Annotated in this window: 25 protein-coding genes and 2 pseudogenes; 13 read left to right on the top strand and 14 right to left on the bottom strand. The window is 61.8% G+C overall.

The window, feature by feature from the left end; genetic code table 11:
* The first annotated feature begins 7 nt into the window (after positions 1–7).
* Genes ACZ48C_RS17490 through ACZ48C_RS17475 form a run of 4 tightly spaced genes read left to right on the top strand, consistent with a single transcriptional unit; the run spans position 8 to position 2,496 of the window.
* Positions 8–763, top strand: coding sequence for an SDR family oxidoreductase (locus ACZ48C_RS17490; protein ID WP_464783451.1), 756 nt, complete (start codon positions 8–10; stop codon positions 761–763).
* A gap of 1 nt (position 764) precedes the next feature.
* On the top strand, positions 765–1,283 hold the full coding sequence (locus tag ACZ48C_RS17485) for a gluconokinase (protein WP_464783450.1): 519 nt from the start codon (positions 765–767) through the stop codon (positions 1,281–1,283).
* Positions 1,280–2,167 carry an NAD(P)-dependent oxidoreductase gene (locus ACZ48C_RS17480; RefSeq protein ID WP_464783449.1) on the top strand — a complete coding sequence of 296 codons (888 nt, stop codon included), beginning with the start codon at positions 1,280–1,282 and terminating at the stop codon, positions 2,165–2,167. Before ACZ48C_RS17485 ends, ACZ48C_RS17480 begins: the two co-directional genes overlap by 4 nt.
* Positions 2,164–2,496, top strand: coding sequence for a hypothetical protein (locus ACZ48C_RS17475; protein ID WP_464783448.1), 333 nt, complete (start codon positions 2,164–2,166; stop codon positions 2,494–2,496). Before ACZ48C_RS17480 ends, ACZ48C_RS17475 begins: the two co-directional genes overlap by 4 nt.
* Before the next feature lie 140 nt (positions 2,497–2,636).
* On the opposite strand, the gene ACZ48C_RS17470 is transcribed toward ACZ48C_RS17475, so the two are convergent.
* The 8 genes from ACZ48C_RS17470 to ACZ48C_RS17435 form a co-directional block, all read right to left on the bottom strand.
* A complete protein-coding gene (locus ACZ48C_RS17470; RefSeq protein WP_424547940.1) occupies positions 2,637–3,623 on the bottom strand; it encodes a TRAP transporter substrate-binding protein in 987 nt (328 codons plus the stop codon).
* Positions 3,624–3,638: 15 nt separating this feature from the next.
* Complete coding sequence (locus ACZ48C_RS17465; RefSeq protein WP_464783447.1) at positions 3,639–4,919, bottom strand: TRAP transporter large permease subunit; 1,281 nt, start codon at positions 4,917–4,919, stop codon at positions 3,639–3,641.
* Positions 4,916–5,404, bottom strand: a complete 489-nt coding sequence (locus ACZ48C_RS17460; protein WP_464783446.1) for a TRAP transporter small permease — start codon at positions 5,402–5,404, stop codon at positions 4,916–4,918. Before ACZ48C_RS17460 ends, ACZ48C_RS17465 begins: the two co-directional genes overlap by 4 nt.
* A 184-nt stretch (positions 5,405–5,588) precedes the next feature.
* Positions 5,589–6,320, bottom strand: a complete 732-nt coding sequence (locus ACZ48C_RS17455) for an amino acid ABC transporter ATP-binding protein (RefSeq protein WP_424547943.1) — start codon at positions 6,318–6,320, stop codon at positions 5,589–5,591.
* Positions 6,321–6,376: 56 nt separating this feature from the next.
* Positions 6,377–7,168, bottom strand: a complete 792-nt coding sequence (locus ACZ48C_RS17450) for a transporter substrate-binding domain-containing protein (protein ID WP_464783445.1) — start codon at positions 7,166–7,168, stop codon at positions 6,377–6,379.
* 59 nt (positions 7,169–7,227) lie between these two features.
* Positions 7,228–7,884: an amino acid ABC transporter permease gene (locus ACZ48C_RS17445; protein ID WP_464783444.1), complete on the bottom strand. Its 657-nt coding sequence runs from the start codon at positions 7,882–7,884 to the stop codon at positions 7,228–7,230.
* A 1-nt stretch (position 7,885) separates the two neighbouring features.
* Positions 7,886–8,572, bottom strand: coding sequence for an amino acid ABC transporter permease (locus ACZ48C_RS17440; protein ID WP_464783443.1), 687 nt, complete (start codon positions 8,570–8,572; stop codon positions 7,886–7,888).
* Positions 8,573–8,613: 41 nt separating this feature from the next.
* The gene (locus tag ACZ48C_RS17435; protein WP_424547947.1) at positions 8,614–9,246 is read right to left on the bottom strand and encodes an HD domain-containing protein; all 633 of its coding nucleotides are present in this window, start codon (positions 9,244–9,246) and stop codon (positions 8,614–8,616) included.
* 108 nt (positions 9,247–9,354) lie between these two features.
* Here ACZ48C_RS17435 and ACZ48C_RS17430 point away from each other — a divergent pair, with 108 nt between their 5' ends.
* From ACZ48C_RS17430 to ACZ48C_RS17410, 5 genes and pseudogenes are all read left to right on the top strand, one after another.
* The gene (locus ACZ48C_RS17430) at positions 9,355–10,254 is read left to right on the top strand and encodes a LysR family transcriptional regulator (protein WP_464783442.1); all 900 of its coding nucleotides are present in this window, start codon (positions 9,355–9,357) and stop codon (positions 10,252–10,254) included.
* Between the two features lie 303 nt (positions 10,255–10,557).
* Positions 10,558–10,905, top strand: a complete 348-nt coding sequence (locus ACZ48C_RS17425; protein ID WP_464783441.1) for a hypothetical protein — start codon at positions 10,558–10,560, stop codon at positions 10,903–10,905.
* Between the two features lie 74 nt (positions 10,906–10,979).
* Positions 10,980–11,249: pseudogene (locus ACZ48C_RS17420) on the top strand (hypothetical protein); the annotation flags it as partial.
* Between the two features lie 12 nt (positions 11,250–11,261).
* On the top strand, positions 11,262–11,936 hold the full coding sequence (locus ACZ48C_RS17415) for a spermine/spermidine synthase domain-containing protein (protein WP_464783440.1): 675 nt from the start codon (positions 11,262–11,264) through the stop codon (positions 11,934–11,936).
* 359 nt (positions 11,937–12,295) lie between these two features.
* Positions 12,296–12,529, top strand: coding sequence for a BrnA antitoxin family protein (locus ACZ48C_RS17410; protein WP_464783439.1), 234 nt, complete (start codon positions 12,296–12,298; stop codon positions 12,527–12,529).
* Between the two features lie 334 nt (positions 12,530–12,863).
* Here ACZ48C_RS17410 and ACZ48C_RS17405 read toward each other — a convergent pair.
* From ACZ48C_RS17405 to ACZ48C_RS17390, 4 genes and pseudogenes are all read right to left on the bottom strand, one after another.
* Positions 12,864–12,998 (bottom strand): annotated as a pseudogene (locus ACZ48C_RS17405) (helix-turn-helix transcriptional regulator); the annotation flags it as partial.
* Positions 12,999–13,114: 116 nt separating this feature from the next.
* A protein-coding gene (locus ACZ48C_RS17400) for an IS3 family transposase (protein WP_464781451.1) occupies positions 13,115–14,214 on the bottom strand; the annotation gives its coding sequence in 2 pieces (ribosomal slippage) (positions 13,115–13,962 and positions 13,962–14,214; 1,101 coding nt in all).
* A 276-nt stretch (positions 14,215–14,490) separates the two neighbouring features.
* Complete coding sequence (locus ACZ48C_RS17395) at positions 14,491–15,807, bottom strand: ATP-binding protein (protein ID WP_464783438.1); 1,317 nt, start codon at positions 15,805–15,807, stop codon at positions 14,491–14,493.
* Positions 15,804–16,460 (bottom strand): response regulator, encoded by a 657-nt coding sequence (locus tag ACZ48C_RS17390; protein ID WP_464783437.1) that lies wholly within the window; start codon positions 16,458–16,460, stop codon positions 15,804–15,806. Before ACZ48C_RS17390 ends, ACZ48C_RS17395 begins: the two co-directional genes overlap by 4 nt.
* A 160-nt stretch (positions 16,461–16,620) precedes the next feature.
* Between ACZ48C_RS17390 and ACZ48C_RS17385 the strand changes: the two genes are divergently transcribed.
* From ACZ48C_RS17385 to ACZ48C_RS17375, 3 genes are all read left to right on the top strand, one after another.
* Positions 16,621–17,010 carry a hypothetical protein gene (locus ACZ48C_RS17385; RefSeq protein ID WP_464783436.1) on the top strand — a complete coding sequence of 130 codons (390 nt, stop codon included), beginning with the start codon at positions 16,621–16,623 and terminating at the stop codon, positions 17,008–17,010.
* A 37-nt stretch (positions 17,011–17,047) separates the two neighbouring features.
* A complete protein-coding gene (locus ACZ48C_RS17380; protein ID WP_464783435.1) occupies positions 17,048–17,845 on the top strand; it encodes a COG4705 family protein in 798 nt (265 codons plus the stop codon).
* A gap of 495 nt (positions 17,846–18,340) precedes the next feature.
* Positions 18,341–19,984: a Na+/H+ antiporter gene (locus ACZ48C_RS17375; RefSeq protein ID WP_464783434.1), complete on the top strand. Its 1,644-nt coding sequence runs from the start codon at positions 18,341–18,343 to the stop codon at positions 19,982–19,984.
* A gap of 13 nt (positions 19,985–19,997) precedes the next feature.
* Here the strand turns inward: ACZ48C_RS17375 and ACZ48C_RS17370 are convergent, their stop codons facing one another.
* Entirely contained in the window at positions 19,998–20,156 is a 159-nt protein-coding gene (locus ACZ48C_RS17370; RefSeq protein ID WP_464783433.1) for a hypothetical protein, read from the bottom strand.
* Between ACZ48C_RS17370 and ACZ48C_RS17365 the strand changes: the two genes are divergently transcribed.
* Complete coding sequence (locus ACZ48C_RS17365; protein ID WP_464783432.1) at positions 20,155–20,328, top strand: hypothetical protein; 174 nt, start codon at positions 20,155–20,157, stop codon at positions 20,326–20,328. The two genes, ACZ48C_RS17370 and ACZ48C_RS17365, sit on opposite strands and share 2 nt — an antisense overlap.
* A gap of 47 nt (positions 20,329–20,375) precedes the next feature.
* Here ACZ48C_RS17365 and dhaL read toward each other — a convergent pair whose 3' ends face one another.
* Positions 20,376–22,172, bottom strand: coding sequence for a dihydroxyacetone kinase subunit DhaL (dhaL, locus tag ACZ48C_RS17360; RefSeq protein WP_464783431.1), 1,797 nt, complete (start codon positions 22,170–22,172; stop codon positions 20,376–20,378).
* Positions 22,173–22,193: the final 21 nt, after the last annotated feature.

Below are 22,193 nucleotides of genomic sequence, written 5' to 3'. Positions count from 1 at the left end.
AAGAGCCATGAGCATCCAGCTTTTCGACCTCACGGGCAAACGCGCCCTCGTCACCGGCTCATCGCAGGGCATCGGCTTCGCCTTGGCAAAAGGCCTTGTCGCGGCCGGCGCGGACATCGTCCTCAACGGCCGCGACGAAGCCAAGCTCGCTGCCGCCGCGAAGGAACTCGGCGCGAAACACACGCTCGCCTTCGACGCCACCGACCACGCGGCGGTGCGCAAGGCGGTCGACGCTTTCGAGGCGGAGGTCGGCCCGATCGACATCCTCGTCAACAATGCCGGCATGCAGCATCGCACGCCGCTGGAGGATTTCCCGGCCGATGCCTTCGAGCGATTGTTGAAGACCAATATCTCGACCGTCTTCAATGTCGGACAGGCCGTGGCGCGCCACATGATCGCGCGCGGCGCGGGCAAGATCATCAATATCGCCAGCGTCCAGACCGCGCTCGCCCGCCCCGGCATCGCGCCCTACACCGCCACCAAGGGCGCCGTCGGCAACCTCACCAAGGGCATGGCGACGGACTGGGCGAAACACGGCCTGCAATGCAACGCCATCGCGCCCGGCTATTTCGACACGCCGCTGAACGCCGCCCTCGTCGCCGACCCGGCCTTCTCAGCCTGGCTGGAGAAGCGCACCCCGGCCGGCCGCTGGGGCAAGGTGGAGGAACTGGTCGGCGCCTGCATCTTCCTCTCATCCGACGCCTCCTCCTTCGTCAACGGACACACGCTCTATGTCGACGGCGGCATCACGGCCTCGCTCTGAGATGCCCCAGTCCCCTCCCATAAGCCGCATCGTCCTCATGGGTGTCGCCGGCTGCGGCAAGTCGGCGGTCGGCGCGGCGCTGGCCGCGCGCATCGGCGCCGCCTATCTCGACGGCGACGACCTGCATCCGCCGGAAAACATCGAAAAGATGAGCCGCGGCGAGCCTTTGGCCGACGAGGACCGCTGGACTTGGCTTACCCTGATCGGCCAGAGGCTCGCCGAACCGGACAGCACCCTCATTCTCGGCTGCTCGGCGCTGAAGCGCCGCTACCGCGACCGCATCCGCGCGGAGGCCGGCGCGCCCGTCACCTTCGTCCACCTTTCCGGCACGAAGGAGCTGATCACGGAGCGCATGGCCGCCCGCACCGGCCATTTCATGCCGACCAGCCTCATCGACAGCCAGTTCACCGCGCTGGAGCCCCCGGCGGCGGACGAGAACGCCATCACCGTCGATATCGACAAGCCGCTGGAGGCGATCGTCGCCGCCATAGCGGCCAGACTGGAGGAGCCTCGGACATGAGCAACAGAGTAGCGCTGATTGGCGCAGGCGCCATGGGAGGCGCGATCGGCACGCGACTGGCGGAAACCGGCAACCTCCTTACCGTCTTTGATCCGAGCCCCGACAAGGTGCAGGCACTGGTCGACAAGGGCGCCTTCGCCGCGGCCTCGGCCGCCGAGGCCGCCGCCGCCAGCGACTATGTGATCCTCAGCCTCAACGCCCCCGCCATCGTGCGCCGGGCGGTCTTCGGCGAGGCGGGCGTGGCGGCCGGCGCAAGGCCGGGCACGCTGATCATCGACATGTCGTCCATCGATCCCGAGGCGACGAAGGAACTGGCGGCGGATGCCGCCGCGAAGAGCCTTCGCTGGGTGGACAGCCCGCTTTCCGGCGGCGCGCCGAAGGCCCTGGTCGGGCAGTTGACGCTGATGGCCGGCGGCGCGGCGAAGGACGTAGAAGACGCCCATGCGGTGCTGCGCCATGTCGCCAGCAACTACACCCATATGGGACCGGTCGGCGCGGGACAGACTACCAAGCTGATCAACCAGGTACTCTGCGGCCTCGGCTTCCTCGCCGTGGCAGAGGCAACACAACTGGCGCTCGATGCCGGTGTCAACGCGGCGAAGATCCCGCAGGCGCTCAAGGGCGGGCGCGCCGACAGCGCCATCCTGCAGGAATACATGCCGCGTTTCGTGGCGAAGGATTACCGGCGCACCGGCCGCATCGACAACATGGTGAAGGATCTCAACGGCGCGCAGGACCTTGCCCGCCGCACCAACACCGCCATGCCACTGACGGCGGCCTGCGCCGAGATTCACCGCATGCTGACGGCCGCCGGCCTCGGCGGCGAAGATCAGGCAGCGCTGATGGAATTTTTCCGGGGACCCAACAAGGAGACTTTTGAATGATCACCCGTTTCGCCCTGTTCGAGGGCAAGGTGAAGGACGGCCAGACCGATGCCTTCCGCAAGGCCGTCATCGAGCGCATCCTGCCCAAATGGCGCCAGTTCCCGCATGCCACCGATGTGCGCATTTCCTTCGCGGAGGCACGCGACGAGGGCGCGCCGGAATATCCGATGATCCTCGCCATCAACTATCCGAGCCTTCAGGCCGTGGAGGAAGCCCTAGCGAGCCCTGTCCGCTCCGAAGCCCGCGCCGCGACCGAAGCGGTTCTCACCGAGTTCTTCGAGGGCCGCATCCATCACCACGTGACGCTCGCCAACGAATACAAGCTTTAAGCCAGTCGGCGAGTACGACATGCAACGCGGCATCCACGGATGTCGCGTTTTTCTTTACCCGAAGGAACTCGTCGCACGAACGCAAAAGGCGAAGGAACCTTAGCTCCTCCGCCTCCGGGTCTGCGGATATCCAGTGCTACTTACTGGCCCTTGCCCAGCTCGACGATCTTGTTGACGAGTTCATCGCCGTTGGCCTGGATGAAGCCATCCCAAACGGGGCGGACCTTCTCCTGGAAAGCGGCGGCTTCCACGTCGCGGTTCACCTCCATGCCTTCCTTCTCGAGGGAGGCGATCATCTCTTCTTCCTTAGCAACGTTCAGTTCGCGCTGCTTGTCGATCGCTTCCTTGGCAACTTCGACAACGACCTTCTGCTCCTCGGCGGTGAGACCCTTCAGCTTCTGGTCGTTGATGACGAGGGCCAGGGGCGAATATGCGTGCTGTGTGAGCGAAAGGTACTTCTGCACCTCGTTGAACTTGAAGGACACGACGATACCGATCGGATGATCCTGCGCATCGACGACGCCGGTTTCGAGTGCGGTGTAGAGCTCCGCCACCGGGATCTGCTGAGGGTTGGCGCCGAGCAGCGCGAACATGTCGTTCAGCGCGCGGGAATTGTTGACGCGCATCTGCAGACCTTCGAGGTCTTCGGGCTTCTTGATCGGCCCGCGGTTGTTGGTGACGTTGCGGTAACCGTTTTCAGGATAGCCCAGCACCGTCAGGCCGTGTTGGGTGAACTCGGCGGAAATGCCCTGACCGATCTCGCCATCCAGCACTTTGTAGGCGACGTCGCGCGTCGGAAAGATGAAGGGCAACTCGAACACGCCGGCCTTCGGCACAAGGCCGGTGAAGTTGTTGAGGCCGGACATGGCGATGTCGATGATGCCGGAGCGGGCGCCATCGATCATCTGCGCATCGTTGCCGAGCTGCCCTGCCGGGAAGATCGCGACCTTGACCGAGCCGTTGGTGCGCGCCTCGACCTGTTCCTTGAAGAAGACCGAAAGCGTCTGCTGGAGATCGGTTTCCGGTGCGGCGTGAGCGAGCTTCAGTTCGGCTTCCGCGGCGGCCGCGCAAGCCAGGCCGAGCGTCATCGCAGCCGACAGTCCGAGTGTCTTGATCAGTGCATTCATAGGCGTTCTCCCTGGTTAGCCTGCAAAGAATTTCATCGGGACAATGATGAGATCGGGGAAGACGACGAAGAGGACAAGCAGCAGCACATAGGCGCCGATGAAGGGCAACGCCCCGCGCACGGCCGTGCTCATCTTGGCCTGTCCGACCCCGCACACCACGTTGAGGACCGTGCCGACCGGTGGCGTCAGGAGGCCGATCGACGTGTTAATGACGAACATCAGGCCGAAATAGACCGGGTCGATACCCGCCTGCTTGACGATCGGCATGAAGAGCGGAACGAGGATCAGGATGGTCGGGCTAAGATCCATGACCATGCCGACCATGAGCACGATGATCATGATGACCGCCATCAGGACGCGCGGGTGATCGACGAGGGGGCCGAGAATCTGGGCGAGCTGCTGCGGCAGTTGCGCCACCGTGATCAGCCAGGCGGCGACCATGGCCGCACCGACGAGGAACATCACCATCGCCGTGGAGCGTGCCGCACCGACGAGGATGTCGTAGAAGCGCTTCACGGTCATCTCACGGTAGATCAGCGTGGAAATGACGATGGCGTAGACCGCCGCCACGACGGCCGCTTCCGTCGGCGTAAAGATGCCGAAGCGAATGCCCCCGATGATGATCAATGGCAGAAGCAGAGCCCAGACACCGTCCTTCAGCGCCGCGAGACGCTCAGCGCCGGAAGCTTTCGGACTGGTCTCGACCGTCTCCTTGCGCATGATGAGGGACCAGACCAGCATCAGTGCCACGCCCATCATCAGGCCCGGCGCGATGCCGCCGAGGAAGAGCTTGGCGATGGAGATGTTGCCGGCGACGCCGATGATGATCAGCGGCAGGGACGGCGGGATGACCGGAGCAATTATGCCGCCGGAGGCCAGAAGGCCGATGGACGCCCCCTCGGGATAACCCGACTTGCGCATCATCGGGTAGAGAATGGACACCAGCGCCGCCGCATCAGCGACGGCCGAGCCGGAAAGGCCTGCCAGCAGGACGGAGGTAATGATGGCAACATAGCCGAGCCCACCCTTGCGGTGGCCCACCAGCGAGGCGGCCAGCCGGACGATCCGCGTCGACAGGCCGCCATGGGCCATGACCTCTCCGGCGACGAGGAAGAAGGGGACGGCCAGCAGCGGAAAGCTATCGACACCGTTGATGAGCGATTGCGCCAGGATATCCGCACTAAACAGGCCGAGATGCAACATGAGCGCAATGGCCGACAGAAGCAGGGCGAAGGCCACGGGAAGGCCGAGCAGAATGCTGATGATCAGCACTCCGAGAAAAAGCACAAGTGTCACTGGCGGCTCTCCGTCTGCGGCTGCACGTAGGCCGGATTTCCGAAGATGCGAACGATGGCGACGAGAGCCATCAGCGCGCCCGACACCACGCCGGAAAGGTAGACGAGGCCCGTCGGCAGGCCGGTCAGTGGGGAAATGTTGTGCCAGTTGGCGACCGTCTGTCGCCACGCGCCCCAGAAGAGCATGGATGCAGACACAAGAACCACCACCCAAGCCAGGCGACACAAGATCGGAACCGCCCGCGGGAAGAAAGCCTCGGAGAACTCCGTGACGGCCAGATGCTCACCCCTGCGCAAGACCACGGCCGCACCGAGCATGACGATCCAGACGAAGCCGAGCCGGGACAGCTCGATGCCGGCCCGTAGGCCGGATGAAAACCCGTAGCGCATCACGACGTTAGCGAAGACCATGACAATCATCGCGCTCATCAACACCGCCGTGGCGACGTCGATCCACTTCCAGAGAAACGACGCTAGTCGCCCCATGTCCCCCTCCTTCATGCCAGGCGAGAGGCGCAAAATGCACCTAACAACCCCTCCATGATCGAAATGTTATCGATAACAGAAAGGGCTGTCAATCCGCGCGGATGCGAGGAGGCGCTTTTGACGCAGGCGTCGACGTACCTGCCAGCGACTTTCCGCATGGCAAGAGGGCAGGATCTTGGATGTCTCAGCCGATCTCGGAGCGCAGGAATGCTTGCAATTCCGGCGTTTTCGGAGCGGAGAAGAACTCGGCGGACGGGCCTTCCTCGTGGATCACACCGTCCTTCATGAAGATCGTCCGGTTGGCGACCCGGCGGGCGAAGCCCATTTCGTGCGTCACGAGGATCATGGTCATGCCTTCACGGGCAAGATTCTCGATGACAGCGAGCACTTCGCCGGTCAATTCCGGGTCGAGCGCCGAGGTCACCTCGTCGAACAGCAATACCTTGGGCTGCATGGCAAGCGACCGGGCGATGGCAACACGCTGCTGCTGGCCGCCGGACAGCATATCCGGGTAGGCATCGAAACGATCGCCGAGCCCGACGAGCGACAGGCAGCGCTTCGCCTCCTGGCGGGCGACTTCCTTCGACACGCCCTTCACCTGGACGGGCGCAAGCATGATGTTCTCACCGGCAGTCAGGTGCGGGAAGAGATTGTAACTCTGGAAGACGATGCCGACATCGCGCCGAAGCAGCCGCAATTCGGCCGGCTTGCGGGACATGCGATGGCCCGCCACCACGATCTCACCCGCATCGATGCCTTCAAGACCGTTCAGGCAGCGCAGGAAGGTGCTCTTGCCGGAACCGCTGCGGCCGATCAGGGCCACGACTTCGCCCCCTTCAACCGTGAGCGACACGCCCTTCAGCACTTCGAGTGCGCCAAAACTCTTGCGGATGTTCTTTGCGACGACAACGGACATTTAGGACCTCTTCATGGGCGGGGCGCCGCGGGGGCGCCCCTTTTGGCTTCGGATGCTCAGAACGCCGGCAGTTCCGGCATCGGGGTCTTCATCCACTTTTCGTAGATGGCGCCCAGCTCGCCGCTCTGCTTGTGGACGAACAGCACGGTGTTGAGCCAATGCAGAAGGTCCGGGTCGTTGCGGCGCAGACCCACGCCATAGAAGCTCGTGAGATAAGTGGTCTTCTCCTCGAAGCCTTTGTCCGGGTAACGCTCCTGCAGCTGGGCGGCGATGTAGTTCACCGTGCCGATCGCATCGACCTGGCCGGAGACGAGCGCGTTCAGCGTGGTGCTGTCGTCGTCGAAGCGCACCAGTTCCATGCCATCGATATTCGCGGCGGAGAGAATCTTTTCATGCGCTGTGCCGCGCGGCACACCGACTCGCTTGCCTGAGAGGTCCGCGAGGTCCTTTATGGCCGTGTCCTTCGGCGCGATGATGACCGACTTGTGGCCACCGTAAGGGTTGGAGAACGCCACCGAGAGTGCACGCTCGGTATAGATGCCGAAGCTTGCCACGACGAAATCGACCTTGCCGGTCTGCAGCGACGGGATGCGGCTCTGGCCGGTGACGGATACCAGCTCCAGTTCGACGCCGAGATCCTTGGCGAGCAGCTTGGCGACATCGACGTCGAGCCCGTCCGGCTGCATCTGATCGTTGGTGATGCCGAAGGGCGGCACCGACAGGTCGACGCCGATCAGCACCTTCTTGCGGGCGATGATATCGTCGAGGGAGGAGGCCGACGCCGTCGCGGCGCCGACAGTGATGGCGAGAAGCCCGACGAGGGGCAAAAGCAGGGATTTCAGGCGCATGGTATCCTCTCAGTTTTGATGTTTGATGGTGGTGCGACCTTCTGCGTGCCGCGTGTGGTTCAGGTTCTGGCACCCCGTCGCGCGGTGCGCCGCTCGAGCCAGAGGCTGAGTTGCGTCAGCGGGAAGCAGACGGCGAAGTAAAGGGCGGCGACGCTCAGGAAGGCCTTGAGCGGCTCGAAAGTGGCATTGCTGACGAGCTGACCGGCGCGGGTGATCTCGATGAAGCCGATGATCGAGGCGAGCGACGTCTGCTTGATGATCTGGACAAGAAAGCCGACCGTTGACGGCATCGCGAGACGAATTGCCTGCGGCGCGATGACGAAGCGCAGTGTCTTGTAGGGCGTCAGCGCCAACGCATCGGCGCTCTCCCATTGCGCCTTGGGTATGCCTCGCAGCGCGCTTTCCCAGATGGCGCCGAGGAAGGCACTGGAATTGATGGTGAGTGCAATAGCCGCGGCGGTCAGGGCGGCGATCTCCACGCCGAGAAGCGAGGGCGCATAGTAACACAGGAACAGGAGCACCAGCAGCGGCAGGCCCTGGACGAGCTGCATGTAAAACGTGGTGAGGCCGCGCAGCACCCTGCTGCGGGCGATACGCAGCAATGCCAGCAGAATGCCCATGATGCCGCCGCCGACGAAGGCGATGACAGTCAGAGCGAGAGTCCAGCGCAACGCATAGACGATGAAGAGGAATTCGGGGGAGCCGAATGTGCGCATGTCATGCCCTCCCGAGCAGCCGGCGGCGGGACCGCGTGAAAATCATCAGACCGACGAGATTCAACACGGCGCGGAAAACGAAATTGAGCACAACGTAGACCACGGCAATGATCAGGTAGGTCTCCATGGTGCGGAATGTCTCAGAACTTGCGATCATCGCAGCGCCGGTCATATCCTCGACCCCGATGGCCGAGACAAGGCTGGTCGACAGCATGAGCAGCACGCATTGCGAGACGATCGGCGTAAACACCTTTTCGAGCGCCGGCGGCAGGATGACGAAGCGCAACGTCTGGAAATAGGTAAGCCCAAGGCTTTCGGCAGCTTCGACCTGACTGCGGTGCGTGGCCTCGATGCCGCCGCGCACGATCTCTGCAACATAACCGCCATTGTTGAAGACGAGAGCGATGAAGACCGATGTCAGCGGCGAGAGGCGGATACCGATGTTCGGCAGACCGAAGAATATCACGAATATCTGCACCAGGAGCGGCGTGTTGCGCGTCACCTCGACATAGAAGCGAACGAGGAGCCGCCCGGGCTTCCAGGGCGACGTGGACAGGACCGCGCTGGCGACGCCAAGCGCAATCCCGCCGAAAATCCCGACAAAGGACAGGAGAAGCGTCAGCCAGAGCCCGCTGATGAATTGCGGCAGGTAGTTCAGCAGGGGGCCGAACTGGAACGTATAGTCCATCTCTAACCTCGGTTTCCTTCTTGGTGTGGCGGAGGCACGTCCTACTGTTGGCCGAGCGAACGCACGCGCAGGTTCGGGCCGGCAAAGCCGATCGTGTCCGGATGGCACAGATCAAGGGCGGCCGCCACATGCCACCACGCGTGGTCGGCCTGGCGGATGATGTAGCACTCCGTACTATGGCCGATATGGGCACCTTCGAGCGAATGGCCCATGCAGATATGACCGATCTCTTCCGGCAGTCCAACCGACAGGCAGACATGGGTGCCATAGGCCGAATGACGGAAGGACGGCTCGCCGTAGCGATCACCTCGCTCGCTCCAACGCTTCAGATTGACGGGGTCGAATTCCCAGGTCTTGCCGATGTCGTGGCAGAGGCCACCAGCGAGGATGATGTCGCGGTCGACCTTCGCTTCCGGATAGGTCGCCTTGAATTCTTCGTAGATGGCAAGCGCAAGGCGCGTGACCCCGCGCAGATGCGCATCCTGCCTGCCGCGCTTCAGCGAGAAGACATTCGGGCTGCCTTCGCCCTGGATGTCGATTACGCGGTCGAAGGACGAGCGCTCGAGTGCGAAGACCCACGCATCGATGACCTTTTCCCGGAGTTCATCCGACCGAATATCGGCTATCTCGGGCAGGTCTTCGAGAATATGTTCCCGCGAAATGGTCTTGTACATGGCTGTCACCGCGTTTGTGATGTGGATGACGGAAACCTAAGCGGCGTTGAAATCAAAATCTAATCAGGATAATTAGCGCTATCGATAGAAATTTTCTATTCATCCATCATGGCCCTAAGCTTCTCTGCCCTCGAATCCTTCTACTGGGTGTCGCAACTGCGCAGCTTCAACGCAGCAGCGGACATGCTGCATGTCACTCAGCCAACCGTGTCCTATCGGATCCGCGAACTGGAAGAACAGCTCGGCGTATCCCTCTTCGTGCGGCAAAAGCGCCAGCTCGTGCTGACCAGCGAAGGCGAGGCGCTGAAGCATTATGCGGAGTCGATGATCGCGATTGCGCGTGACATCGAATCCAACATCAAGACCCGCAATACCCGCCTGCCGACGTTGCGTGTTGGTGTGATCGACAGCTTTGCCGCCGTCTGTCTGCCTGCCCTTCTCGACGAACTCGACAAACGCTTTGCCGGCACGCGGATCGCAGCCACGGTAGATACCAGCCACAGGCTCGCCGATCAGCTCTCCGAGGGCCTTCTCGACATCGCCGTCCTCTCTACTCCACCCTCACATGACAATGTCGCATTGGAGCTTCTGGGGCGCCAAAGCGTCGATTGGGTTGCAAGCCGAGTGCTCGCATTATCGCAAGGAACCGTCTCTGACGAGGAACTGCTGGCGCAACGCATCTTCTCAACCCCGGCCCCCTCCAACCTGCATTCGCTTACCACAGGCTTCCTTGCGGCCTCGTCAGGCGCTGGCCTACGACTCAATGTCTGTAACAGCCTCGGCACAATCCTCAACCTCGTGGAAGCAGGCACGGGGATAAGTATCCTGCCGACACGTCTCATGCAGGAACTCATTCGGAGCGGGACGATACAGGTGCTGAAGACCCAATCGCCCCTTCCTTTACAGGAAGTGTTCATTGGCACGAACAAGGGCGCGATCGTACGCGCCCTTCCGCAGGTGACGCAAATGATCCGCAAGGTCAGTGGCAGCGTTGGTTTTTGCGTTTAAAGAGCGCGCCTCCGGCATAACGGTACGTCCCGCCAGAGACGATGGCGAGCGTCCTGCACGTTCGTCGTTCCGTCTGATTCCGCCCGCATTTGATTGCGCTGCAGTCACCAGCAACACGCCCACAATTCCTATGCGGCCTCCTTCTGAAATTTGAAACCGAGTACTGAGTTACAGACCGGCGCGGGCTTAACGTTAATGGTTGAAAGAATTTAGCGTCTTCTAACAGATATGGACGCGACCAATTACCCGTTATACGTTTTTTCTCACGAACAACTAACGCGCTCGTTTAACAATGGGGCTCACATGTACAAAAGCTTTTCGTTCAAAGCAGCAACAGTTGCCGCAGTCCTTTCCATCGCGGCTGGTCCGGCCTTCGCGGCTCAACTCAGCGGCAAGTCCGTGACAAAGGGCGGGACAAAGGCCTTCTGCAAGGGGGCGACGCCCATTACGGCATCTCTCGACGAGAAAAGTATCTCGATCACTACGCCGATGGCTTCTGGCGGAACGGCAACCGCAAAAGGCAAGATCGACAAGTCTGGCGCGTTCAAGGCATCGGGCGGGCGCATTACCTTCACAGGGAAAGTCAAGGGCAAAGGCGCATCAGGGTCCTGGAAGGGCCCGTCCTGCTTCGGCAGCTTTAGCCTGCGCTAACTCCCCTTGAGCTCTGGTGCCCGTCTCGGAATCTGACCGGGGCGGGCTCTCTGGTGCGTTGTCTTTCAGGTGTAGGCTTTCGTTCCAGCCTGCATGATTGGATCGCCGAGACGACGAATACGCCTTATGAGGTTGCGGAGGCGACGTTGGGGCATACCGTGGGCGGCAAGGTGGAACGCGCATACCGGCGCACCGACTATCTTGAGCAGCGGCGAAGCCTTTTGGAGCGATGGGCAGCGCACGTAACTAAGCTGCGCAATAGATCGGTGGTGGTTCCTTTGATTCATCGAGAATGGGATGTCGCCGGGATGGCTGCCATGGTACGAGGCCGTCGAACAATGTAACGAGATACCCCGATGCTTCCCTGGATCCAACTTGATCGCGCGACCATTCCCGGCGAGGCCGGTGATCTCCGCCTGAAACAGCGCGGTAGCGAATTCTCCATCATGCTCGGCTCGACAGAACTCATGAACAGCCGGTTGAGCGGCTCGGAAGAGGCGTTGGCGACCTTGAGCTGCGAGCGCATCGTTGGCCGGAAGAACCCAAGCATGCTCATTGGTGGCCTTGGCATGGGATTTACGTTGCGGGCCGCTTTGGCTGCGCTGCCACACGATGCCCACGTCGTTGTCGCCGAGCTCGTCCCAGCTGTGGTCGAATGGGGACGTGGACCTTTGGCGGAACTCCATAACGGCACGCTCGACGATCCGCGTGTCGATATTCATCTCGGTGACGTCGGCGCCCTCATCCGATCGAAAAACTCCGCGTATGACGCGATCCTGCTTGATGTCGACAACGGCCCCGATGGGCTGACGCGCGCTTCCAACGACGGTCTATATAGCCATGACGGTCTTAGAGCAGCCAAGTCTGCACTGCGTCCAAACGGTGTGCTGGCAGTCTGGTCTTCCGCGCCGGATCGTGCGTTCACACGTCGATTGCGCGAGGTCGGGTTTGCCACGGACGAGGTGAGCGTGCGCGCCAGCAACAGGAACAGTGGCGCGCGCCATGTCTTGTGGATGGCGATGAGGCGTTGACGGTATTCTATGAATGATGATCGGGACAAATGGGAGTTGCCGTAGGCCGCCTAACAACTGGAGAACTCGGCCAGCACCGACCTGCTTTCCGAACACATAAATTCTGCTCCCCGCCGATCTTGGCAATTTCCTCGAACAGATCATCTGCAATCCGCGGAGGCATTGTCCGCGTCGACGAGAACGGCAAGCCGGGATGAACGGAGTTCAGACAGCATGAAGCCTCCTGTCAAAGGAATCGGCAATAAATATACCGACCCGTGACGGAAGGTCGATAGTTTGGCTTGGCGAGGAGACACGAGCGTCGCTCGACATGCCGTAGGGAAAGAGGCACAACTGCATAGCTACCAAAGGAATCAATAATGGCATCAACTTCCCGAAGACCGGCCAATCCAAAGGACGCCGCCGAGGCTTTGTTCAAGCCTACGAAGAAAGCGACGGCCCCGGCAGTCGAGCGTCCAGCTATTCCGAACGCCAAGGAACTTGTATCGCTGAAAATCGATAGCGACGTGCTGGCGCATTTTCAGGCGGAGGGACCTGGATGGCAGGATCGCATCAACGATATCCTGCGGGCCGCTATGAAACAATTGCCCTGATTTTCCTTACATGGTTCGATGATCGCGGATGGTTCGGCATTGGCAAGAGTTTGAGGCGACCGAGCGCTGAGACCACGATCATAGATCGCCGAACCCCATTGTCACCTTTCGCAGGCTTCGGGTGCCACCCGAAAACCCACTGTTCGTCAGGGACACGACGGACGACAATGGGGCCTTATCCAGACCTTCTGGCTTCAGATCGGCCCGGCAAGTAGCTGCCGTTCAGTAACCGACCTTATCCTAGTCGAAACTATGGTGTTTCTGTTTCGCCGAACGCGGACATTCGAGTCAAAGCCAATCCAGATGTCCGCAAGGAGCGAAACATTTCCGGGACCTAAGAAGAAAGCATCAAGGTACCGGAAAGCAGGCGCACAAGCGCGCCGTAATGATGCGTACCGGTTTTCGCATAGATGGCCTTGAGATGCGTCTTAACGGTATTTGCGCTAGTTCCGACGAGTTCATCGATATCTTTTGGTGCGACCCCATTTGCGACGTGGCGGGCGACCCTCGCTTCGCCCGGGGTTAGTGACCTGAGCCCCGACTTCCCTCCAGTTTTCGGGAGAGTCTTGGGTTTTCAATCTGGCCTCATGCGGCCTGTTTTTCCATAGCCATTTTCATTGCGAACTCGCTGGGCGTGATGTTGCCCAGCGATGAGTGCGGTCTGTTTCTGTTGTAATCCTCCTTCCATGCGGTGATAGCGGCGCGCGCGTGGGCGAGCGACGAGAACAGGGTCTCGTTGAGGCATTCGTCTCGGAAGCTGCCGTTGAAGCTCTCGACGAAACCGTTCTGCATCGGCTTGCCGGGGGCGATGTAATGCCACTCGACACGAGTTTCCTGGCACCATTTGAGGATGGCCATACTGGTCATCTCCGTGCCGTTGTCCGAGACGATCGTCTTCGGCTTTCCCCGTCTGGCGATGAGGCTGTCCAGCTCGCGAGCAAGCCGAGCGCCCGACAAGGATGTGTCTGCGATCAGGCACAGGCATTCCCGGGTGAAGTCGTCGACGACAGCCAGAACACGGAAGCGGCGACCATCCGTGAAGGCATCGCTGACGAAGTCCAGGCTCCAGCGCTCGTTGGGGCGTGACGGCAAAGCCAGGGGACGCCTCGTCCCTAAGGCCCGTTTGCGACCGCCGCGCTTGTGCACCATCAGCTTCTCCTCCCGGTAAAGCCGCCTGAGCTTCTTCAGGTTCATGACGATCCCTTGCCGGTCCAGCATGACGTGGATGCGCCGATAACCGAAGCGGCGGCGCTCCGACGCAACCTTCTTCATCGCCTCCCGAATGGCCGCATCGTCAGGCCGCACGCTGCGGTATCGCATGGTGGACCGATCAAATGACAACATCTCGCACGCCCGACGTTGGCTCACCCCATGCTGCGCACAGACATGAGCCACCGCATTCCGCTTCACATCGGGCGTCACCATTTTTTTGAGGCCACGTCCTTCAGGATCGCATTGTCCAGCATGGTCTCGGCGAGCAGTTTCTTCAGCTTGGCGTTCTCGTCCTCCAGCGCCCTCAGTTTGCGGGCATCGGAAACGTCCATGCCGCCATACTTCGCCTTGTATTTGTAGAAGGTTGCATCCGAGATGCCGTGCTTGCGGCAGACATCGGCCGTCTTCGCACCCGCCTCCTGCTCTTTCAAAATCCCGATGATCTGTTCTTCCGTGAACCGGGAACGCTTCATGTCGTCCGTCTCCTGATCGTGACGGACTCTACCAAAATTTGGAGGAAGTTTAGGGACTCAGGTCACCACCAAGCTAGACCAAAGTCATGTCAAACTGCGCACGACCGCTTTTGGCAAACGCAACCGAACCGACAAACATCCGCAATGAGGTCGAAACTGAATGGTGGCTCGGAGGTGGTTTCCTGTCTCCCCGTTTCTGGTTGACCAAGCTGGGGAAATGGCCCTTTTGATCCGCCGTAATCTGGCGGCAACACGCCCTCATTTCGGTCATTGCCGTCATCGTGCCACACGCAGACGTGCGCGGAGGCCGGTTCGGTCTTCCCGCATCGCGAGCGTAAGCTGCGCGCCCTGCCTTTCGGCCGCCGCCTTCGCGATCGCCAACCCCAGGCCGCTTCCCTCGCAATCCTGCGGTCTCGCCCGGAAAAACCGTTCGAAAACGTGCGGCATGTCGTCCTCTGCAATGCCGGGACCGGTGTCACTGACTTCGATATACGCCTCCCGCCCGACAACGCTCACCGCAACGTCGACAATGCCGCCGGGCGGGGTATAGCGCACGGCGTTTTCCACCAGGTTGTCGAGGATGACCTCGAAATCGGCCAGCGCCCCCTGCGCAACGGCCTTGTCCTGGCGGGTGATGCCAAGGTCGATGCCTCGGCTTTCTGCAAAGGGAGTCAGGCGCGCGACTGTGTAGAGCGCCAGCTGTACCAGATCGATCGGCTGCGGCGCGGGTGCTGCTTCCCGGGCATCGTAGCTCGCCAGCCGCAAGAGCTTGCCTACCAGGCCGGTGGCTCTGCGAATCCCGGCTTCAAGCTCACCCAGACGCTCGGAAAACCGGCCGTCCTGGTCGTCATGGCGCAGATTGTCGATCTGGATTTGCAAGGCCGCAAGCGGCGTGCGCAGTTCATGAGCGGCATCCGAGATGAACCGCCGCTGGCGCTCCAATAGGCCATGAAGCCGCGCGAGCAGCAGATTGATCGCGCTGACGAAAGGAACGACTTCGGTCGGCACGTCACCGATCGGAACCGGATCGTCCGCCGTGGTATCCCGTGCGGCGACCTCACCGGCCAAGCGATTGAGCCGCGCCATGATCCGGTCGATGATCCAGCCCAATGTCAGCAAGGACAAGGGGATGAGCACGATGATAGGAAGCGCCGCCTGCAGCGCCGCACTGGTGGCAAGCTCCTGCCGGACGCTCATATCCTGGGAAATCTGCACCGTGCGATCCGGCGCAGCCAGGGTATAGACGCGCCAACGATCCCGATCGGTTGTGATATCGGCAAAGCCGGTCCCCGATTGCCGGGCGATCTCGACGGCGGGATGCGATTGCCGCAGCGGGGTGCCGGACGCATCCCAGACCTGAACGACGAAATCGTCTTCGGGATCGTGCTGCGCGGTGCTGTCTGAGCCCACCGCCGGCGTTGACCGTTCATTCCCGACATAGAGCGCGATCTGGCGAAGCTGATTGTCGAGGAAATCGGCGGCCTCGCTCTGAACGAGGAGGTACGAGGCCGCCGCCGCGCAGATGCCGATGGTGGCCATCAAGCCAGCGAGCCACAGGAAGGCCGTGCGTCGGATCGATAGCGCTGTGGTCATTTTGGGATCATCCAGCCGGCGCCCCTGATGTTGCGGATGATATCCTTGTCGAATTTGCGCCGCACATAATGGATGAGTACGTCGATGGCGTTGCTTTCCACCTCTTCGCCCCAGCCGTAAAGCCGCTCCTCGAGCTGGCTGCGGGAGAGAATGGTTCCGGGACGCTCCAACAGAGCCTGAAGCAGCGCGAATTCGCGCGCTGGCAACACTTCGCTGGCACCGCGATATCGCACCTCATGGCTCGACAGATCGAGCTCGATCTCATTGGTGCTGAGCACGGACGTCGCCTGGCCGCCATGGCGCCGCACGACCGCGCGCATGCGCGCCAGCAGCTCCTTCACCTCGAATGGTTTTACCAGATAATCGTCGGCCCCGAGGTCGAGCCCGGCAATGCGATCATCGAGGCCGTCGCGGGCGGTGATCACCAGAACGGGCCGCCTGTCGCCTTGGGCACGCAGCCCGCGCAGGATTTCCAACCCTGAACGGCCGGGCAGGCCGAGGTCCAGCAGGATGAAGCCGTGTCCGCCGATGGCGGCGGCCTCGGCCCCGAGCGGCCCGTCCCGCACCCAGTCCACCGATATGCCGGCATCGTCGAGAGCCTGCACGAGGGCGCGGCCGAGCATGACATCATCTTCGATCACAAGAACACGCATGCTTTGAGCGTAGACGAAACCTCTCCGCCTGCACAGCTTTGCCGCAAGCCGGCTGTTGCCAGCAAAGCTCCAGGAAAACCGCCCCCTAATTCTCAGCTAATTGAAGCGGTGTACTCACGAAATCCGATCCTTTTCAGCCAGAATCAGGGAGATCCCGCTGATGAGACAGATTTTTCTCGCCGTTGCGCTGATTGCCGCGCCAGTCGCAGCCTTCACCGGTTTTGAACTCTACGCCAACAATGCGCCCGCCCATACGGCCGGCCTTGGCGACCTCTCCTCCTTCAAGGCGATCGTCGCCGATGTTCAGGGCTTCGCCGCCAAGGGTGATCTTGCTGGGGCGGCAAAGCGCATTACCGACTACGAAACCGCCTGGGATCAAGCCGAGACGGCGATCCGCCCACTGGACCAGAATAGCTGGAACAACATCGATGCTGCTTCAGACGCGGCGCTGAAAGCGCTGCGACAATCCAGTCCGTCGGCCGATACTGTCACCAAGACACTCGCTGCCCTGATGACGGTTCTCGACAATCCGACCCGGCCCGCGCCGTAGACCGATTGCCCACATCGCTCATTCAGGGATAACCACCATGACCGCATCCACCGCAGCCGTCATCTACAACCGCGTTCCCCGCGTCACCGCGGATTTCTGGCTCATCAAGCTGATGGCCGTCACCATGGGGGAGACAGCGGCCGATTACCTCAATGTGCAGATGGGGCTGGGCCTCACGGCGACATCGCTGCTCATGTCGGCCGTTCTGGCAGTTGCCTTGGTCTGGCAGTTCGCCCAGAAGAGATATGTTCCAGCCGCCTACTGGTTGTCCGTGGTACTGATCAGTATCGTCGGCACCCTGATCACCGACAATCTGGTCGATAACTTCCAGGTGCCGCTGCTCGCGACAACGATCGCCTTTTCCATCGCCCTGGCGTTCACCTTCCTCTTGTGGTTCCGCGCGGAAGGGACCCTTTCGATCCACTCGATCTTCACTGGTCGGCGCGAAGCCTTCTATTGGCTTGCCATCCTGTTCACCTTCGCGCTCGGCACGGCAGCAGGCGATCTGGTGGCCGAGAAATTCGCGCTCGGCTATCTGGCGACGGGTGTCCTGTTCGGGATGATCATCCTCTCACTCAGCTTCGGCTATTTCGCCCTCGGCCTCGACCCGATCCTCGCTTTCTGGCTGGTCTATATTCTTACGCGGCCTCTGGGCGCCTCGTTCGGCGATCTGATGTCGCAGCCGGCGCAATATGGCGGCTTCGGTCTCGGCACCATCGTCACCAGCGCCATTTTCCTTGCCGCCATCGTCGCTATCGTCATCTTCATGAGCCTGCGGCATGAAGGCGAGGAATTGGTCGAGGCCGACCGCAATCTCGGTGCTCGCGGCGCTTGATGCAAAGACTGCATCACGGCTGTACCCGACAATTCGTTCATTTGTTGAGTTGGAGTGGCTCTGCGGACCTGACGCGGACCACCAGCCGTGCTCGATGGTGTCCAGTATGCGAGTCAAGAGCTTCGAAGCCGACGATACGCACCTCTTGATCGGCCAACCGCTCCAGCTCGGCAGCAGTCTGCGGGTCGTCCGAATAGACATGTATCGCGCTAACCTCCTCATCGGAGGAAGGAAACTCGTCTCCGGAAGCACAGATAAGCTGGGCCAAGTCTAAGAGATAGGCCGCGTCCGCCTGGTCGCCATGTCGATACGGACATTCTCGCGATCGGCAGGGGCAAACCGGCCGAAGACGAACATGGATACGCCCGCGCAAGTGGGAAGCGCACTTTTCCGGTGATGCCGGCTTGACCACCGAAACCGCCGTTTTCAAACTTGGGGAGACTCGGGGGCCGCGAAACCTCTGAAGTAGCCCTTGATCCGCAGGCAGGAGATTGCATGGAGAATATCGGTATCGCGCTGATCCTGTTGCTGGCGGTGGTCGTGAGCGGGACGCTCGCGCGCCTCTCACCGGTGGCCGTTCCCCTGCCGCTGGTGCAGATCGCGCTGGGGGCGGCGATTGCCGGCGTCACGGGGTCCAAGGTGGAGCTCGAGCCGCATATCTTCTTCCTCCTCTTCCTGCCGCCGCTTCTCTTTCTCGACGGCTGGCGCATTCCCAAGGAAGGACTGTTTCGCGACAAGGGAACGATCCTCGAGCTCTCGCTCGGCCTCGTGGTCTTCACCGTGATCGGGGTCGGCTTCTTCATCCACTGGCTGATCCCGTCGATGCCGCTGCCCGTCGCCTTCGCACTGGCGGCCATCGTTTCACCGACGGATCCGATCGCCGTCTCGGCGATTACCGCTCGCGTGCCGATCCCCAACCGTCTGATGCATATCCTGGAAGGCGAGTCCTTGCTGAACGACGCCTCGGGCCTCGTCTGCATGCGTTTTGCCGTCGCCGCCGTCCTCACCGGCGTCTTTTCGCCGGTCGCCGCGCTGGGCACCTTCCTGTGGCTCGCGCTCGGCGGCATCGTCATCGGCGCGGGCATGACCTGGCTCGTGATGAAGGCCAAGGATCACCTCTCGCGCAAGCTCGGCGAGGAGCCGGGCTCGCAGATTCTCATCAGCCTGCTCATCCCCTTCGGCGCCTATCTCCTAGCGGAAGAGCTGCATTGCTCGGGCATCCTCGCAGCCGTCGCCGCCGGGATCACGATGAGCTATGCGGAACAGACCGGCCAGACTCTCGCCGTGACGCGTGTACGCCGTACCGCCGTGTGGGATACGGTGCAGTTCGCCCTCAACGGCATCATCTTCGTGCTGCTCGGCGAACAGTTGCCGAGCATCGCCGCAGGGGCGGCGCAGGTGGTAACTGATACCGGCCATCACGAGCCGATCTGGCTGGCCATCTATGTCGTCGCAATCAACGTCGCGCTGGCACTGCTGCGCCTCGTCTGGGTCTGGATATCGCTACGCTTCACCCTCTATCGCGCGGCAAGGCAGGGACGGGCGATCACACGGCCGAACTGGCGGCTGGTGGTGGCAATGTCGGTGGCCGGCGTGCGCGGCGCCATCACGCTGGCCGGTATCCTCACGCTACCGCTCGCCCTTGACGACGGAACGCCGTTCCCGGCGCGCGATCTCGCCATCTTCCTCGCAGCAGGCGTGATCATTGCCTCGCTCGCCGCCGCCAGCATCGGCCTACCCTTCCTGCTTCGCGACCTGGAGCTGCCACCCGAGCCCAGCCATCGGCGCGAGGAGGACGCCGCACGCATCGCCGCAGCGGAAGCGGCAATCCGGATGATCGAAAGGCTACAACATGAAATCGGCGAAGGCCGGGGCGATGCCGATGTCTACGCCGATGTCGGGAGCCACCTCATGGAGCTTTATCGCCAGAGGATCGACACGCGCTCCAAGACCGGCGACGAGGCCGATCAGGTCAAGCATCTCGAAGAGATCGAAAGGCGGCTGCGGCTTGCCGGGGTAAGAGCCGAACGCGACGAAATCTACCGCCTCGGACGCGCCCGCGAGCTCTCCGATGAGCTCGTGCGCAAACTCGTACGCGAAGCGGACCTCATGGAAGCCCGCTACGCCGCGATGGGATAGCCGCTTCCTCACGTTACAGGAAATCATCCCCGCATAGCGTGAAGGTATCGATCATGCCCTCCTCATGCGGAGCCATGCCGATGCCCATCACTACGCCGCCAAGGTCAACCTCCATCAAGCCCCCTTCGAGCATTCGACAGAGCGGCCCGGGCGTCGGGGATTTCGACGTCATGCCGACAGATCTCGACGTCTATGCGCCGGAGCCTTGGTGCGACAATGCGCTGTGTCGGCCATTGGCGCTTGTGGCGGCGCATCTCTGCCTTGGCAGCACGGGCGAGCAAGATTTTTTCCGCAAGAACCTTCGAACAGAAAGAGAACTGGCTCTTGCAGTTGAAGAGCTTTAGCAATGGCCGGTTTTGTCAGAACCAGACCCCTTACGTCAGCGAGATGACTAACCTTGTTTGAATGGTGGAATGGTGGCTATGTCTTCAGCGGCCCCATCGAAAGTTACGTCTTCCTCCGACATTGCAGCCAAGACGATGGCTGCGGAAGCGGCGCCTGGATCGATATGACCAAGTGAACGCGCGCCCAGCTTCGCTGACCGCCCTCTTCGACTTTCGAGTTCCGCCGTGCGCTCCATACCAGCGCGGGCGGCCTCTGTTGCAACCTGCAACACAGTCTTCTCATCTGCCCCGTTGTCGGCAACCCGGATTGCGGCCTTGGCTGCCGGCTCCCATGCATCGAGCATGGTTTTGTCACCTGGCTTTGCGCCGCCTCGCGCGAGAATGCCGTTGCTCATGCCATCGATCCAAGCCGCGATCGCCGGCCCGTCAAGATTCAACCGGTCGGAAACGGCAGCGCCCGCACTCTTGAAGGCACTGGCATAGAGCGGCCCCGACGATGCGCCGACTGCGCTGAGGAATGCTTGAGCCATCACGTCGCAGGTCTCGGATATCGTCGCATCGTGCGGTAGCTTGGATAGGTCGGCGATCACCGCTGTCCAGCCGATATCCATGGTAATGCCGTGGTCACCGTCGCCTATGACGCCATCAAGCTGGGAAAGCCAATCCCGGTTTTGCCGTATGGCTTTAGCAATATTGACCATCATGGTGCGGAACCGTTTCGGCGTGATGCTTCCTGTCGTTACGAGAGAGGAACGGTCCTGCACCGCCGATGCTTTTCTCGTTCGAACCTGCCGCGTGCTGCGTGTCGCACCGGCCGGGGGAGCCGGCTCGGCGCCGACGGTCAGCGCAGGGGTACGGCAGGGATGATCAAGCAGAGAAACCAGGGTCTCGTCGAGCTTGAGCAGCGTCACCGAGGCACCGGCCATTTCCAGTGAGGTCGCATATTCCCCGACCCAACGGGCATGAATCCCGACGCCCTTCTCCTCAAGACAGCGGCGCACGCGGCGGAAGAGCAGGACCAGTTCGAGCTGCGTCGTCGCACCCAGCCCGTTGACCAATACGGCGACACGATCGCCCGCGCCAAGCCCGAGCTCGGCGAGGATCGGCTCCATCAGAAGGTCGGCGACAGTGTCGGCGCTGGCGAGCGGCGCGCGGCGCATGCCTGGCTCGCCATGGATACCCATGCCGATTTCCATGTCCTCCGGTCCGATCTCGAAATTCGGTATGCCGGTCTGTGGCAGCGAGCAGGCCCCGAGCGCCACGCCCATCGAACGGCAATTGTCGTTGGCAAGGCGCGCCAGCGCCTCCACCCGCTCAAGCGGTTCTCCCCGGTCGGCGGCCGCGCCTGCGCATTTGAAGACGAAGAAGTCACCGGCGACCCCGCGGCGCTCGTCCCGCCGCGCATAGGGCGCAGAGGCGATGTCGTCCGTGACCGCGACATGGCGCACGGGAGTGCCCTCGGCGGCAAGCTCTTCCGCTGCCATGGTGAAGTTCAGAACATCACCCGTGTAATTGCCGTAGAGAAACACGACCCCTGCCCCACCATCGGCGGCGCGCCCGGCGTCGAGAATCTGCTGCGGAGATGGGGAGGCGAAAACGTTGCCGACGGCGGCGGCATCGGCGAGGCCGCGCCCAACATAGCCGGCAAAGGCCGGCTCGTGGCCGGAGCCGCCGCCGATGACGATACCCACCTTGCCATCGCGTGGTCCCTGGCGCGCCACCACGGCCCGCCCCGTCGGCCCCTCGACCGTCAGCAGGTCGGGCCAGACCTCGACAAAGCCTTCGATGAATTCGGGAATGATGTCCTCGGGCGCATTGATGAGCTTCTTCGTCTTTATCGTCATGGCGGTTCCTCCTGTCGGACG

Source organism: Shinella sp. 1A1 (genome assembly GCF_055379515.1).
The sequence above is the reverse complement of the archived record's forward strand: the minus strand, read 5'-3'. Positions and strand labels throughout refer to the sequence as shown.

Coding starts and splice junctions, on each gene's coding strand:
- ACZ48C_RS17490 (WP_464783451.1), top strand. CDS start 8: ATGAGCATCCAGCTTTTCGACCTCACGGGCAAACGCGCCCTCGTCACC.
- ACZ48C_RS17485 (WP_464783450.1), top strand. CDS start 765: ATGCCCCAGTCCCCTCCCATAAGCCGCATCGTCCTCATGGGTGTCGCC.
- ACZ48C_RS17480 (WP_464783449.1), top strand. CDS start 1,280: ATGAGCAACAGAGTAGCGCTGATTGGCGCAGGCGCCATGGGAGGCGCG.
- ACZ48C_RS17475 (WP_464783448.1), top strand. CDS start 2,164: ATGATCACCCGTTTCGCCCTGTTCGAGGGCAAGGTGAAGGACGGCCAG.
- ACZ48C_RS17470 (WP_424547940.1), bottom strand. CDS start 3,623: ATGAATGCACTGATCAAGACACTCGGACTGTCGGCTGCGATGACGCTC.
- ACZ48C_RS17460 (WP_464783446.1), bottom strand. CDS start 5,404: ATGGGGCGACTAGCGTCGTTTCTCTGGAAGTGGATCGACGTCGCCACG.
- ACZ48C_RS17455 (WP_424547943.1), bottom strand. CDS start 6,320: ATGTCCGTTGTCGTCGCAAAGAACATCCGCAAGAGTTTTGGCGCACTC.
- ACZ48C_RS17450 (WP_464783445.1), bottom strand. CDS start 7,168: ATGCGCCTGAAATCCCTGCTTTTGCCCCTCGTCGGGCTTCTCGCCATC.
- ACZ48C_RS17445 (WP_464783444.1), bottom strand. CDS start 7,884: ATGCGCACATTCGGCTCCCCCGAATTCCTCTTCATCGTCTATGCGTTG.
- ACZ48C_RS17440 (WP_464783443.1), bottom strand. CDS start 8,572: ATGGACTATACGTTCCAGTTCGGCCCCCTGCTGAACTACCTGCCGCAA.
- ACZ48C_RS17435 (WP_424547947.1), bottom strand. CDS start 9,246: ATGTACAAGACCATTTCGCGGGAACATATTCTCGAAGACCTGCCCGAG.
- ACZ48C_RS17430 (WP_464783442.1), top strand. CDS start 9,355: ATGGCCCTAAGCTTCTCTGCCCTCGAATCCTTCTACTGGGTGTCGCAA.
- ACZ48C_RS17425 (WP_464783441.1), top strand. CDS start 10,558: ATGTACAAAAGCTTTTCGTTCAAAGCAGCAACAGTTGCCGCAGTCCTT.
- ACZ48C_RS17415 (WP_464783440.1), top strand. CDS start 11,262: ATGCTTCCCTGGATCCAACTTGATCGCGCGACCATTCCCGGCGAGGCC.
- ACZ48C_RS17410 (WP_464783439.1), top strand. CDS start 12,296: ATGGCATCAACTTCCCGAAGACCGGCCAATCCAAAGGACGCCGCCGAG.
- ACZ48C_RS17395 (WP_464783438.1), bottom strand. CDS start 15,807: ATGACCACAGCGCTATCGATCCGACGCACGGCCTTCCTGTGGCTCGCT.
- ACZ48C_RS17390 (WP_464783437.1), bottom strand. CDS start 16,460: ATGCGTGTTCTTGTGATCGAAGATGATGTCATGCTCGGCCGCGCCCTC.
- ACZ48C_RS17385 (WP_464783436.1), top strand. CDS start 16,621: ATGAGACAGATTTTTCTCGCCGTTGCGCTGATTGCCGCGCCAGTCGCA.
- ACZ48C_RS17380 (WP_464783435.1), top strand. CDS start 17,048: ATGACCGCATCCACCGCAGCCGTCATCTACAACCGCGTTCCCCGCGTC.
- ACZ48C_RS17375 (WP_464783434.1), top strand. CDS start 18,341: ATGGAGAATATCGGTATCGCGCTGATCCTGTTGCTGGCGGTGGTCGTG.
- ACZ48C_RS17365 (WP_464783432.1), top strand. CDS start 20,155: ATGCCGACAGATCTCGACGTCTATGCGCCGGAGCCTTGGTGCGACAAT.
- ACZ48C_RS17370 (WP_464783433.1), bottom strand. CDS start 20,156: ATGACGTCGAAATCCCCGACGCCCGGGCCGCTCTGTCGAATGCTCGAA.
- dhaL (WP_464783431.1), bottom strand. CDS start 22,172: ATGACGATAAAGACGAAGAAGCTCATCAATGCGCCCGAGGACATCATT.